This window comes from Nocardioides sp. T5 (genome assembly GCF_048161455.1).
Lineage (GTDB): Bacteria > Actinomycetota > Actinomycetes > Propionibacteriales > Nocardioidaceae > Nocardioides.
This window is the reverse complement of record NZ_CP182415.1, coordinates 356,450-369,546: the sequence shown is the minus strand read 5'-3', so window position 1 is coordinate 369,546 and position 13,097 is coordinate 356,450. Positions and strand designations below refer to the sequence as shown.

Sequence of the window (13,097 nt, the reverse complement as noted above, 5' to 3'; positions counted from 1 at the left end):
ATGAACCCCGACTGGCCTCCAGCCTGCGAGGGCCGCGGCCCGCCCGCACGACCGCGACGACGCGCCTGTGGAGGACACCCCGACCGACGGCCCTGTGGACGCCCGGCGGCCCGTCACGGGGTCACCGAACCGAAGAGCGACGCCACGGTGGGCACGACGCCGAGCAGCATGAAGGCCGGGAGCAGGCAGGCGCCGAGCGGGACCGCAGCGGCCACCCCGACGCGGCGGGCGGCATCCTCGGCGCGCGCGAGCGACTCCCGCTGCAGCTCGTCGGCGAGGCGTTCGACGCTCTGGACGACCGACGCCCCGGACACCTGCGAACGGACCATCGCCCGCGCCAGGGGCGCCAGCTCGGGATCGTCGACGACGGACGTCCACGCCTCGACGCCACCGGCTCCCCACCGGGACCGCTCCACGACCGGCACCAACCGGTCGGCGGCCGGACCCGGGAGCGCGCCGCAGACCTGCGCCAGGCCGGACACCGGCTCGGAGCCGGCACGCAGGGTGGCGGCGAACAGGCCCACGAGGTGCGGCAGGGTCCGCTCCACCTCGTCCCGCTCGCGGCGCGCCGACGGACCCTCGGCCGCGGCGAGCACCCTGCGGGCGACGAGGCCCGCCACCACCGCCACCACGGCGCCGACGACACCCCCGACGACGAGCCAGGCACCGATCGCGACGCCACCCACCGCGAGCGGGCGAAGACCGGGCGCCGACGACGAGCGCCGGCGCGACGTGCGGGGAGCCGACGGCAGCATGACCACGACCGCCAACATCGCGCACGCCACGGCCACCCAGGTCACGGCGCGGCCGCCCGGTCTGCGAGCCGCTCGATCCACCACAGGCCGAGGCCGACGAGGGCCAGGCCGACGACACCGCAGGCCCACCCGACGGGTGTCGTCAGGAGGAAGGACCACGGGTCGGAACCGGCGCCGGACCCCATGAGGAGCACGGCGACGGGCAGGCAGGCCACGAGCCGCGCGGTCGAGCGGGCCGACGCCAGCTCGGAGTCGACGAGACGTCGCGTGCGCCGTCTCGCACGGAGCCCGGCCGCCGTGCGTTCGAGTGCCGCGGCGAGACCGTGGCCGGAGTGCTGCGCCACCTGCCACGCTCCGGCCACCCAGCGGAGGTCGGCCGCTCCCCGCCTCTCGGCTGCCAGCCGGCGCATCGCCTCGGGGACGTCGGAGCCCAGCCGCATCGCCTCGACGACCGGGAGCAGCGGCGGCCACCTCTCGGCCCCGGCGGCGAGGGCGGCCTCGGGCGGTCGCCCCGCCGCGAGGTCCGCGGCCAGCAGGTCGCACACCTCCAGCACGGCCGCCTGGTCGGCCGCGGCACGCCTGCGCCGGGCCACGATCGGGACCGGCGGAGCCCACCGCCGTGGTGGCGGTCCTCCACGTCCTCTGACCAGCGGACCGCGAGCCGGCCTGACCCCCGGCACCACCACTGCGACAGCGCCACCGATCAGCAGCGCGGCGAGCCATCCGGTCACCAGGCCACGGACCCGAGCCGGGTGGCGAGAGCGCCGGCGGCAGGACCACGCACGACGCGGTCGGACTCGAACGTCGCGGCGGTGCGGAGGGCGACGTGGCCGGACCCGTCACGCTCGGGCACCCCGAGCTCCAGCACGCGACGGCGCCCATCCCTCCCGCGACCGAGGTGGATCACGACGTCGAGCGCCGAGGCGAGCTGGCTGTGCGCCGCCGACCGCGGCAGACCGGCGGCGAGGGACAGTGCCTCGACCCGCGCGGGGACGTCGGCGGCCGAGTTGGCGTGGAGGGTGCCGCACCCTCCCCCGTGCCCGGTGTTGAGCGCGGCCAGCAGGTCGACCACCTCGGCGCCGCGCACCTCGCCGACCACCAGCCGGTCGGGGCGCATCCGCAGCGCCTGTCGCACCAGCACCTGCAGCGAGATCTCCCCGGCACCCTCGATGTTGGCCGGGCGACCCTCGAGAGCGACGACGTGGGGGTGGTCGGGTCGGAGCTCACTGGCGTCCTCGACCAGGACGATGCGCTCGCCGGGGTCGACGAGCGACAACAGCGCCGAGAGCACCGACGTCTTGCCGGTGCCGGTGCCGCCGGTGACGAGGAAGGCGCAGCGCGAGTCGACGATCTCCTCCAGCAGGAACGCACCGTCCGGCGGCACCGCTCCTGCCGTCACCAGCTCGGGCAGCGTCCACACGCGGCCGCGCGGGACCCGCAAGGACAGCACGGTGCCCGACCTGGCCACCGGTGCCAGCACGGCGTGGAAGCGCGTGCCGTCGGGGAGGCGTACGTCGGCGTGCGGCGTCGCGTCGTCCAGGCGCCGCCCGGCCGAGGCGGCCAGCCGCTGGGCGAGGCGGCGCACCGCGGCGTCGTCGGGGAACGACACCGGTGCGCGCTCGAGCCCGCCGCCGCGGTCGATCCAGACCTCGTCGGGCCCGTTGACGAGCACGTCGGTGACGTCGGGCAGGCGGAGCAGGTCCTCGAGCGGTCCGGCCCCGAGCACGTCGCGGCGGAGCAGGTCGTGCACGGCGAGCACGGTCGCGTCGCCCACGGGGGACCCGGAGGCTCGCAGGGCCTCGGCCACCCGGTGCGGGGTCAGGCTCGCCGGCCGAGCCCGCCAGCCGGCGGCGTACGTCGTCGAGCACCGCGCTCGGGACCGGGGTGCTCATGCCGCGTCCGCCAGCAGGGCGCGGGCGACGCGGGCCAGCGGGCCCCGGGAGGCCAGCGGGCCGAGGCCACGGTCGACCGATGCCGCCACGCCGCGCTGGTCGGCCACCGCGGCCACGACCGGCAGGCCCGTCACCCGCTGGGCGTCGGCGTCGCTGAGGCTGCCCGGACGCAGCACCAGCCCGGCCCGGCCGTCGCGGCCGAGGTCGGCGACCAGCCTCGCGGCCGCCGCCAGGCCCGGCACCGTCGCGGGGGTCACCACCAGCAGGTCGTCGCACCGGTCGACCAGCTCGGCCAGCAGCGGGCCGCCCTGGCGCGCGAGGTCGACGACGACGAGGTCGTGGCCGAGCACCGCGGCCGGGAGGACCCGCCGAGCCGCCGTCAGGTCGAGCCGGCGGCGCAGGCCCGACCAGGTGAGGACGCCGAGGTGGTCGCGCCTCGGCACGCCCTCGCGCAGGGCGCGCGCGCCGAGGCGACCTGCGGTCTCGGCGAGCGCCTCCCACCTGACGCCGGGCAGGTCCTCCATGCCGAGCAACCGGTCGAGACCGGGCCCGAGCGGGTCGGCGTCGACGACGAGCGTCGACGCCCGCGCCGCGTGCCACTGCGCCAGGGCGCACGCGAGCGTCGTGGCACCGGCGCCCCCGGCCCCGCCCACCACGCCGACGAGGCGGCCCGGGGAGGCCCGCTCACCGACGTCGGCGAGCTCGTCGGAGAGCCAGCCCGCACCCGCGGGCAGGTCGACGACGGAGGCCGCGCCCAGCTCGACGGCGTGACGGAAGGCGGCGTCACCGACCCCGACCCCGACGACGTGGACACCCGCGCGCCTGGGCGGGGCCAGCTCGGCCAGGTCGGCTGCGAGGTCGTCGCCGACCAGCACGAGATCGGCCTCGCGCCAGGCGGCCAGGGAGAGGGACGGCTCGGCGCAGACCTCTGCCCCGACCCCCGCCGCCGCACAGAGGGGGACGACCGAGTCGTGGACGGACGGGGACCGGGTGATCAGGAGGACGGGCATGCCCCCGAGCGTCGACGCCGGCACCGACGCCTGGCAGCCCACCCGGGCGCAGCCTGTGGACGACGGCCGCCCGAGGCCGCCTGTGGACACCTGCTGGCCCGGCGGAGCACCGGGGTCCGCACGGTGGGGCCCCCTACGATGGCCGCATGCCCCGCCCCCAAGCGGCCTTCTTCGACCTCGACAAGACGATCATCGCCAAGTCGAGCACGTTGGCGTTCAGTCGCGAGTTCCAGGCAGGCGGGCTCATCTCGCGGCGCGCCATGCTGCGCTCGGCGTACGCCCAGTTCGTCTTCTTCACCGGCGGCGCCGACCACGACCAGATGGACAAGATGCGCGAGTTCATGTCGCAGCTGTGCGCCGGCTGGGACGTGGCGACCGTCCGCGACATCGTCCACGAGACCCTCACCACGATCGTCGAACCGCTGGTCTACGACGAGGCGGTCACCCTGATCGAGGAGCACCGTGCGGCCGGGCGCGACATCGTCATCGTCTCGGCCTCGGGCGTCGAGGTGGTCGAGCCGATCGGCGAGATGCTCGGCGCCGACCGGGTGATCGCGACGCGCATGGAGATCGCGGACGGGAAGTACACCGGCAACATCGACTACTACGCCTATGCCGAGGAGAAGGCCCGTGCGATCGAGCACCTCGCCGCGACCGTGGGCTACGACCTCGACGAGTGCTACGCCTACAGCGACTCGGTGACCGACGTGCACATGCTCGAGGTGGTGGGCCACCCGTTCGCGGTGAACCCCGACCGGGAGCTGAGGCGCGTCGCGACGGCCAACGGGTGGCCGGTCCTGCTCTTCGTACGACCGGTGGCGCTGCGGCGCCGGCTCGTGGTGCCGGCGGCCCGCCCGACCCTCGCCGCCCTGGCCGTCGGAGGCGCCGTCGCTGCGGGCGGAATCCTCTGGTCGAACCGTCGCAAGCGGATCACCGGCGCCTGAGCGGGACCCATCGACGGCCCCCAAAGTCAACCCTTGAAGGTGCCCGAGGACCGGGATAGAACTGAAGTAGAACTCCAGAGCAACACGTGATCCGGGTACCCACGCGGCGATCAACCCATCCGATGGGGTGCTGGCCGATCGGGATCTGCCCGAGGCAGCAATTAGACAATGCACGCTTGGTAGCCAGGCATCACGTGTCAGCGGCGGCACCCGATCCACGTGAGCGGGTGCCGCTCGCACGTGCTGGTGGCGGCTACCCCCGCAGCGGCGAGGCCTCGGCCCCGGCGCTGAAGGCCTCGGCCCCGTAGAGCGCCCAGGCGTGGACCCCGCTGGGCCCGCCGTCGCGGTAGGCGCGCAGGTTGGACTCGTACGCCGCCCGGTGGGCCAGGTGCCCGGCCTCCGGCACGACGAGCGACTTGGCGTCGACGCCGCGCGAGACCAGCACCAGGCGCTCGAGTGCCCTGGCCACGATGCCGTTGTGCGAGGCGAACGGCGCTGCGCTCGCGACGTCGGCGTGGGCGACCGCGGCGACCAGGAGGGCCGGCGCCTCGGTGCCGGAGAGCAGCAGCTCGGCCACCCCGCGCAGCCGGTCGGCCGAGGCGGCGTCGCGCGGGCGCCCGAGCTCGTCGGGGGCGAGCGCCGAAGCCCCCACGACGGCGTGCAGGCGCGCGATGGCCTGCAGGGGTGCGGTCTTGAGCAGCGGTGCGAGCGCGAGCATGGAGGCCGAGAGCCGGACCGCGTCGGCAGCGATCTCGTCGACCTCGCCCGCCCGCACCTGCTCCAGCGTGGCCGTCGACCCCTCGAGCACGGCGCTCGCGTGGGCGCCGCGCAGCAGGGACTCCGCAGTCAGCTCCGGCGACGTACGCCGCAGGCCGCGGTCGCGCAGCATCACGTCGATCCCGTCGCGGGTGCCGGCGTAGGCCGAGCGAACCCCTTCCAGGTCGGTGAGCCAGGCGAGCGGGTCGGTCATGGGGAGGACGGTAGTCGCGGCGACCGTCCCTCCCGCTCGCGGGATAGCCTGACGCCGATGAGCGACGACCGACCCGAGACCCCAGCCACCGCCGACCGCGCGCGGTCCTTCGGGACCGTCGCCGAGGCGTACGACCGGGGCCGGCCGACCTATCCCGCCGAGGCCGTGGCGTGGCTCGCCGGCGGCGAGGCGAAGGTCGTCCTCGAGCTGGCCGCAGGCACCGGCAAGCTGACGCGCGAGCTCGTCGACCAGGGCCACGCGGTCTTCGCGACCGAGCCCGACGAGGCGATGCTCGAGGTGCTTCGCCAGCGGGTGCCCGAGGTCAGCGCCAAGGTCGCGACCGCGGAGGAGATCCCGGCCAACGACCGCTCCGTCGACGTGGTGGTCGTCGCGCAGGCGTTCCACTGGTTCGACCACGACGTCGCGCTGGCCGAGATCGCCCGGGTGCTCAAGCCGGGCGGCCACGTCGCGCTCGTGTGGAACAGCCGCGACGAGCGCATCCCGTGGGTGCGCCGGATGGGCGACATCATGGGCCGTCAGGACCTCGACACCTCGTCCGCGGAGCAGCTCGTGCACAGCGACCTCTTCGGCTTCATGGAGGAGGCGAGCTTCAAGCACTGGCAGGAGGTCAACCGCGAGACGATCCTCGACATGGCGCGCTCGCGATCGAGCTTCACCGTGATGGGCGAGGACGAGCGCGAGCGCCACCTCGCCGAGGTGCGCGCCTTCTACGAGGACTACGGCCGCGGCATGGACGGCATGCAGATCCCCTACGTCACGCGGTGCTACCGCGCCGCCGTGGTCGACCGGGACGACACCGGCCCGGCCCCGGACGACCAGGAGCCGGACGGTCCGGTCGTGAGCGACGGCACCGACACCGACATGCTGCTCATCGACTTCCGCTGACCCGCAACCAACCGGCGTTCCGGCGCATCTCACCGGCGACCCATCCAACACCTTGCTCTCGGGGGAACACCATGCGCCGTACGACGCCGCCCACCGCACCGCTCACGACCGCCGGCCTGCTCGGGCTGGCGCTCCTCGCACCGGTCGCCTGGGCCGCGCCCGCCGCTGCCGTCGGCGAGACCTGCCGCGGGGAGGCCGCGACCATCGTCGGCACCGGCCCGGCCGTCACCGGCACCGAGGGCCGCGACGTGATCGTCAGCGGCTCGGCGACGTCGGTCGACGCGCTCGGCGGCGACGACCTCATCTGCATCGCGGTCATCGGCACGACCAACGCCAACGTCCTCGACGTGGACGCCGGCACCGGCGCGGACGTGGTCGACACCACGGCGATGGGCGGCGGTTACTACGTGGCCACCACCCTCGGCGCGGGCACCGACACCTTCGTCGGCGGCCGCACCGGCGACACCGTCTGGGCCGGTGACGGGTCGTACGACGGTGCGGGCACCGACACCGAGACCGACCAGATCGACACCGGCACCGGTCGGGACAGCGTGCTCAGCGGCACGCCCGGCACGCCCAACCACGACGTCGTACGCCTCGGGGACGGCGACGACGACCTGACGCTCGGCTCCCCCGCCCTCGCCGCGGACGCCGTGGTCGACGGCGGCGCTGGCGGGGACGGCCTGACCCTGCGGACCCAGGACGACGACGTCACCCTCGACGTTCCCAGCAGCACCTTCACCAGCGCGGCCGGCACGGCGGCGTTCAGCGGCTTCGAGCGCTCGAGCATCGTCGCGGGGTCGGGCACCGTGACCTACCGCGGGACCGACGGCGACGACACCTTCGACGTCCACCCGCAGGGCGGCACGCCGACCCTGCGCGTGACGACAGGCGCCGGTGACGACGGCGTGACCGTCGAGCCGGCCACGATCACCGCCGCCAGCAGCATCGACACCGGCGCGGGCGACGACCAGCTCGTGGCGGCGACCCAGACGGGCTCGCTCGCGATCGACCTGCCGCGCGACGTGCTCACGGTCGCCGGCGCCGAGGTGCCTGCCGTCGGGGTGGAGGGCGCCTGGCTCCTGGCACCGACCGTCGCCATGACCGGCGACGGCAAGGACAACGAGCTGACCTGGTCCGGCTGCGACGCCACGCTGCGCGGGGGCGAGGGCAACGACTCGCTCTACTGGAACTACGACTACCTCTTCGAGGCCTACGAGTTCGACTGCGCCAGCGGCAAGGCCACGATGAACGGCGGCGCGGGGCGCGACTACCTGCGCTCCTCCGGCGGGGACGACCGGCTCGTCGGCGGCGCAGGCCACGACAAGGTCTTCGGCCGCGGGGGCGACGACACCATCCGCGGTGGCCGTGGCAACGACACGCTCGACGGCGGTGAGGGCCGCGACGACGTCCGGGGCCAGCAGGGACGCGACAAGCTCCTCGGGCGCGGGGGCGGCGACACCCTCCTCGGCGGCCAGGGTCGCGGCGACACCGCGGACGGCGCCAAGGGGCGCGACCGCTGCGCCGCCGAGCGCGAGCGCCGCTGCGAGCGCTGACCACCCGACCGCCGACCCGACTTCTCCAGGAGCACCGATGCGTACGACGACCCTGACCGCCGCGGCCCTGCTCGGGTTCACCCTGCTGGCACCGACCCAGCCGGCGACCGCGGCCGCCGAGACCTGCCTGAGCCGGCCCGCCACTGTCGTGGGGACCGGGCCCACGGTCACCGGCACCGCGGGCGACGACGTGATCGTCAGCGGCACGGCCGCCACGATCGAGGCGCACGGCGGCGACGACATCGTGTGCGTGTCCGGGCCCGGGAACGCGTCGATCGTCCTCACGGTCGATGCCGGCAGCGGCGACGACATGGTCGTCGTCGAGCCCGCGGACGTCGTGGCGACCGGCAGCAGGGTCGACGGAGGGCGTGGCCGGGACCAGCTGATCGCAACACAGCCGGGGGGCAGGCTGGCGGTCAACCTCCGCCGCGACCGCTGGCTCCTCGACAGCAGGTCGGCCACCGTCACCGGGCTGGAGGACGTCACGCTGGTGGCGCCCTCCGTGCGGATCCTGGGCGACGACGAGGACAACACCTTCGGCTCCTCGGCGTGCTTCGCCAAGCTCGACGGCAACGGCGGGGACGACTACCTCGGCAACCGCCCCCGCCGCTACTTCGAGGACTACACCTTCGACTGCGACGGCTCGAGCCGGATGCACGGCGGCCCCGGAGCCGACCGGATCCAGGACTCGGACGGGGACGGCGCCCTCCACGGCGGGCCGGGCCACGACAAGATCGAGGGCCGCGACGGTGACGACCAGCTCGACGGCGGCACCGGCCGCGACGACCTGATCGGCGGGGCCGGCCGCGACCGCGCCGCTGGTGGCTCCGGACGCGACCGATGCCGGGCCGAGCGCGAGAAGCACTGCGAACGCTGAGCCCGCGACTAGTGTCACGCCATGGCGTGGAGATGGCGGCGTACGTCGCTGGGCGGCGAGGCCGACCGCGCCGCCTTCCGCGCCCTGCACAACGCCTCCCTCGCCAGCCCGGCGCTGCGGGAGGGACTGACCACCGCGAGCGCGGAGCGGTCCGTACGCCACCTCCGCGCGCTCCTCGGCACACCGGCGGCGGGCCTGGGTGACACCAGCGGGCTGCTGGCGTGGGACGGCCTCGGCGCCCACCACCGCTCGCAGCTGGCGGGCACGATCGCCCAGGTCGCGGAGACCGGGCGCACGATGATCGTCGACGAGCGCACGCTGGTGTGCGAGGACGGCGGGTGCCAGGTCCGGCAGGCGATCGTCAGCCCGCTGGTCGTCGAGGACACCCTCGTGGGCGCCCTCGTCGTCGGCGCCCCGCACACCACCGGCGGCCTGGTCCGCGCGGCGGACGAGGTGGCGTCGTGGGTCAGCGGTCAGCTCGAGCTCGCCGAGCTCGACCTCTCCCGCAACCGGTTGATGGAGGCCGAGGTGCGCGCCCTGCGCGCGCAGATCAGCCCGCACTTCATCTACAACTCCCTCGGCGCGATCGCCAGCTTCGTGCGCACCGACCCCGACCGGGCCCGCGAGCTGCTGCTCGAGTTCGCCGACTTCACCCGCTACTCCTTCCGCCGCCACGGCGAGTACACGACGCTCGCCGAGGAGCTCCGCTCGGTCGAGCGCTACCTCCTGCTCGAGCAGGCACGGTTCGGCGACCGGCTGCAGGTCACGCTCCAGGTCGCCCCGGAGGTGCTGCCCGTCGCGGTCCCGTTCCTGTGCATCCAGCCGCTCGTCGAGAACGCCGTACGCCACGGGCTCGAGGCCAGCGCCGACAAGGTCGACGGCGTCGGCCGGCTCTCGATCGTCGCGCGCGACCACGACCAGGAATGCATCCTGGAGGTCGAGGACGACGGCTCCGGCGAGGACCCCGAGCGGGTCCGACAGGCGCTCGCCGGCGACGCGTCGATGGACTCCGTCGGGCTCGGCAACGTGGACGCACGGCTGCGCAACGCCTTCGGAGACGACTACGGTCTGGTCGTCGAGACCGCACCCGGCGCGGGCACGAAGGTGATCGTCCGGGTGCCGAAGTTCGCCCCGGGAGTGCAGGTATGAACGCCTTGAAAGTGCTGGTCATCGACGACGAGCGCCCCGCGCTCGACGAGCTGACCTTCCTGCTGGGCCGCGACCCGCGCATCGGCGAGGTCATGGGCAGCGACTCCGCGACCGAGGCGCTGCGGGTGCTGCAGGCCGAGGAGGTCGACGCGGTCTTTCTCGACATCCAGATGCCCGGCCTCACCGGGCTCGACCTCGCGCAGGTCCTCTCCCGCTTCAAGTCCCCGCCGCCGGTGGTCTTCGTGACCGCCCACGAGGAGCACGCCGTCGCCGCCTTCGAGCTCCGCGCCGTCGACTACGTCCTCAAGCCGGTGCGCGAGGAGCGACTCGCCGAGGCCGTACGCCGCGTGGTCGAGGCCGGCGGCCCGACACCGTCCGGCGACGTGCAGATCCCGGTCGAGCGCGGCGGCGTCACCCGCTTCATCAGCCGCTCCGAGATCACCCACGTCGAGGCGCAGGGCGACTACGCGCGCCTCCACACCGCCGACGGCTCGCACCTGGTCCGCACCCCGCTCTCCTCCCTCGCCGAGCAGTGGGCGCCGGCCGGCTTCGTGCGGATCCACCGCTCCGTGCTCGTCGCGCTCCCCCACGTCGAGGAGGTGCGCAGCGAGGGCGGGCGCGTCAGCGTCGTCATCGGCGGCACCGAGCTGCCGGTGAGCCGGCGCCACACCCGCGAGCTCCGCTCGGTGCTGACCCGGCGCGAGACATGAGCGAGCAGCCTCCCCAGCGCGTCCGGGTGACCGGACCGCCGCGGCGGCGCGCGGACGTCGTACGCCCTGTCGGCACGCGGGAGATCGACGCGGAGACCGCCCTGGGCGAGGTCTTCATGCGCTCCCTGCTGCGCGAGCAGCTCTTCCTCGCGCTGCGGGTGCTGGCCGCGCTGGCGCTCACGCTCGGGATGCTGCCGCTGCTGTTCCACCTGTTCCCGTCACTCGGCGACGAGCGGGTGGGGCAGATGCCGCTGGCGTGGCTGCTGCTCGGGGTCCTGGCCTACCCGTGGCTCGTGGTGCTCGGCTGGTTCTACATCCGTCGCGCCGAGGACCACGAGCGCGACTTCGCCGACCTGGTGGGTTCGGTCGGGACCGACGAGGATCCGTCATGAGCACCGACGTCGTGCCGGGCGTCGTCGCCGTCGTCCTGGTCTCGCTGGCGACGCTGGTCATCGGCACGTGGGGGCTGCGGATCTCGCGCACGACGAGCGACTTCTTCGTCGCCTCGCGCACGGTGCGGCCGCGGCTCAACGCCAGCGCGATCGGCGGGGAGTACCTCTCCGCGGCGTCGTTCCTCGGGGTCGCCGGGCTGCTGCTGACCTTCGGCGCGGAGATGCTCTGGTACCCCATCGGCTGGACCGCGGGCTACCTCGTCCTTCTGGTGCTCGTCGCCGCTCCCCTGCGCCGCTCGGGCGCCTACACGCTGCCCGACTTCGCCGAGGCGCGGCTGGGGTCGCGGGGCGTGCGCAAGCTCTGCTCGGTGCTGGTCGTCGGGATCGGCTGGCTCTACCTGCTGCCGCAGTTCCAGGGGGCCGGGGTGACGCTGCGCTCGACGATAGGCGCGCCGACCTGGGCGGGCTCGCTCGTCGTCGCGGTCGTGGTGCTGGCGTCGGTGAGCCCGGGCGGGATGCGGTCGATCACCTTCGTGCAGGCCTTCCAGTACTGGCTCAAGCTCACCGCGCTGCTCGTGCCGGTCTTCGTGCTGCTGGCGGTGTGGATGGCCGACGGCGCGGCCGACCCCACCGCCGCGGCCCCACCCTCGTGGTCGATCCCGCTCGCCTCTCCGGGCGGCGGCATCGGGCTCTACACGACGTACTCCCTCATCGTCGCGACCTTCCTCGGCACGATGGGGCTGCCGCACGTGGTGGTGCGGTTCTACACCAACCCCGACGGCCGCGCCGCTCGTCGTACGACGCTCGCGGTGCTCGGGCTGCTGGGCATCTTCTACGTCCTGCCGCCGGTGTACGCCGCCCTCGGCCGGATCTACGCACCCGAGCTCGCCGGGGGCCGGTCCGACGTGCTCGTGCTGGAGCTGCCGTCGCTGATGGTCGGCGGTGCGCTGGGCGCCGTGCTCACCGGCCTCGTCACCGCCGGGGCCTTCGCCGCGTTCCTGTCGACGAGCTCGGGGCTCACCATCGCCGTGGCCGGGGTGCTGTCGCAGGACGTGACCGGGCGTCGCTGGGGCAGCTTCCGGCTCGGCGGAGTGGCGGCCTTCCGGGTCGCGGCCGCCATCGCGGTCGTCGTACCCCTCCTGCTGTCGCTGCCCGCCCAGGACGTGGGCGTGGCCCGGACCGTCGGCCTGGCCTTCGCGGTGACTGCCTCGACCTTCGCGCCCCTGCTCATGCTCGGCATCTGGTGGCGCGGGCTGACCCCTGCCGGCGCCGTCGCCGGGCTGCTGGTCGGTGGGCTGGGCTCGGGCTTCGCGGTCGCCTGGACGCTCGCCACCTCACCGTCGGACGGCTGGGCCTCGGCGATGCTCGGCCAGCCCGCCGCCTGGTCGGTGCCGGCGTCCTTCCTCACGATGGTCGTCGTCTCGCGGCTCACCCGGGCCTCGGTCCCCGCGCACGCCGGTCGCTTCATGGTCCGCCTCCACACCCCCGAAGCCGTCGAGCTCCAGCGCTGAGCCCGGCGCCGGTCGAGCAGCGAGGAACGAGGGTGTCGAAACCAAGGCCCCACGCGTCACGAGACCACGACGGCCGCGCCCCGTCAGCCGTTCTCGCAGGCAGTCCCGTCCCTGTCGCGGTCGAGGCTGCGGTAGTTCTGCCAGTAAACCTGGACCGCCAGCTTCGTCGTGGCCGGACGCGAGTAGCCGTCCCGGACCGCCTTGGCAGCCGCGACAGGACCCTTCGCAACGCCCTTGGGCCACTTGGCGGTCAGGGCGTCACACGAGCGGAAGGTGGGCGCTGCGGCCTCGGCCGGCGTCGTCATGATGAGCAGCGGAGCAGTGAGAGCGAGAGCCGCAACGGCTCCCCGGAAGGTCTTGGTCATGGGCGTGACGCTAGATCCGTTGTGCCGCCCCCGCAGACGAACGGACAATCCGGCACGACG

14 protein-coding genes are annotated in these 13,097 nt (G+C 74.5%); 8 read left to right on the top strand and 6 right to left on the bottom strand.

The window, feature by feature from the left end; all coding sequences use genetic code 11:
• Positions 1 to 113: 113 nt before the first annotated feature.
• The 4 genes from ACNKF0_RS01735 to ssd form a co-directional block, all read right to left on the bottom strand.
• Entirely contained in the window at positions 114 to 800 is a 687-nt protein-coding gene (locus tag ACNKF0_RS01735) for a type II secretion system F family protein (protein ID WP_416955236.1), read from the bottom strand.
• Complete coding sequence (locus tag ACNKF0_RS01730) at positions 797 to 1,348, bottom strand: type II secretion system F family protein (RefSeq protein WP_299931162.1); 552 nt, start codon at positions 1,346 to 1,348, stop codon at positions 797 to 799. Before ACNKF0_RS01730 ends, ACNKF0_RS01735 begins: the two co-directional genes overlap by 4 nt.
• Before the next feature lie 134 nt (positions 1,349 to 1,482).
• The gene (locus ACNKF0_RS01725; protein ID WP_416955233.1) at positions 1,483 to 2,529 is read right to left on the bottom strand and encodes a TadA family conjugal transfer-associated ATPase; all 1,047 of its coding nucleotides are present in this window, start codon (positions 2,527 to 2,529) and stop codon (positions 1,483 to 1,485) included.
• A gap of 114 nt (positions 2,530 to 2,643) precedes the next feature.
• Entirely contained in the window at positions 2,644 to 3,657 is a 1,014-nt protein-coding gene (ssd, locus tag ACNKF0_RS01720; RefSeq protein ID WP_416955231.1) for a septum site-determining protein Ssd, read from the bottom strand.
• A 146-nt stretch (positions 3,658 to 3,803) separates the two neighbouring features.
• Here ssd and ACNKF0_RS01715 point away from each other — a divergent pair, with 146 nt between their 5' ends.
• On the top strand, positions 3,804 to 4,601 hold the full coding sequence (locus tag ACNKF0_RS01715; RefSeq protein ID WP_416955228.1) for an HAD family hydrolase: 798 nt from the start codon (positions 3,804 to 3,806) through the stop codon (positions 4,599 to 4,601).
• 253 nt (positions 4,602 to 4,854) lie between these two features.
• Here ACNKF0_RS01715 and ACNKF0_RS01710 read toward each other — a convergent pair whose 3' ends face one another.
• Complete coding sequence (locus ACNKF0_RS01710; RefSeq protein ID WP_416955227.1) at positions 4,855 to 5,571, bottom strand: oxidoreductase; 717 nt, start codon at positions 5,569 to 5,571, stop codon at positions 4,855 to 4,857.
• Between the two features lie 57 nt (positions 5,572 to 5,628).
• Here ACNKF0_RS01710 and ACNKF0_RS01705 point away from each other — a divergent pair, with 57 nt between their 5' ends.
• The 7 genes from ACNKF0_RS01705 to ACNKF0_RS01675 all read left to right on the top strand — a co-directional run bounded on the left by ACNKF0_RS01705 (position 5,629) and on the right by ACNKF0_RS01675 (position 12,672).
• Positions 5,629 to 6,477, top strand: a complete 849-nt coding sequence (locus ACNKF0_RS01705) for a class I SAM-dependent methyltransferase (protein ID WP_416955224.1) — start codon at positions 5,629 to 5,631, stop codon at positions 6,475 to 6,477.
• Between the two features lie 71 nt (positions 6,478 to 6,548).
• A complete protein-coding gene (locus ACNKF0_RS01700; RefSeq protein ID WP_416955222.1) occupies positions 6,549 to 8,033 on the top strand; it encodes a hypothetical protein in 1,485 nt (494 codons plus the stop codon).
• Positions 8,034 to 8,070: 37 nt separating this feature from the next.
• Positions 8,071 to 8,910 carry a calcium-binding protein gene (locus tag ACNKF0_RS01695; protein WP_416955220.1) on the top strand — a complete coding sequence of 280 codons (840 nt, stop codon included), beginning with the start codon at positions 8,071 to 8,073 and terminating at the stop codon, positions 8,908 to 8,910.
• A gap of 21 nt (positions 8,911 to 8,931) precedes the next feature.
• On the top strand, positions 8,932 to 10,059 hold the full coding sequence (locus ACNKF0_RS01690) for a sensor histidine kinase (protein WP_416955218.1): 1,128 nt from the start codon (positions 8,932 to 8,934) through the stop codon (positions 10,057 to 10,059).
• Positions 10,056 to 10,769, top strand: coding sequence for a LytR/AlgR family response regulator transcription factor (locus tag ACNKF0_RS01685; RefSeq protein ID WP_416955216.1), 714 nt, complete (start codon positions 10,056 to 10,058; stop codon positions 10,767 to 10,769). The genes ACNKF0_RS01690 and ACNKF0_RS01685 overlap by 4 nt, the downstream gene beginning before the upstream one ends.
• Entirely contained in the window at positions 10,766 to 11,161 is a 396-nt protein-coding gene (locus ACNKF0_RS01680; RefSeq protein ID WP_416955214.1) for a hypothetical protein, read from the top strand. The genes ACNKF0_RS01685 and ACNKF0_RS01680 overlap by 4 nt, the downstream gene beginning before the upstream one ends.
• On the top strand, positions 11,158 to 12,672 hold the full coding sequence (locus tag ACNKF0_RS01675; RefSeq protein WP_416955211.1) for a cation acetate symporter: 1,515 nt from the start codon (positions 11,158 to 11,160) through the stop codon (positions 12,670 to 12,672). The genes ACNKF0_RS01680 and ACNKF0_RS01675 overlap by 4 nt, the downstream gene beginning before the upstream one ends.
• An 83-nt stretch (positions 12,673 to 12,755) precedes the next feature.
• Here ACNKF0_RS01675 and ACNKF0_RS01670 read toward each other — a convergent pair whose 3' ends face one another.
• Entirely contained in the window at positions 12,756 to 13,037 is a 282-nt protein-coding gene (locus tag ACNKF0_RS01670; protein WP_416955210.1) for an excalibur calcium-binding domain-containing protein, read from the bottom strand.
• Positions 13,038 to 13,097 lie beyond the last annotated feature (60 nt).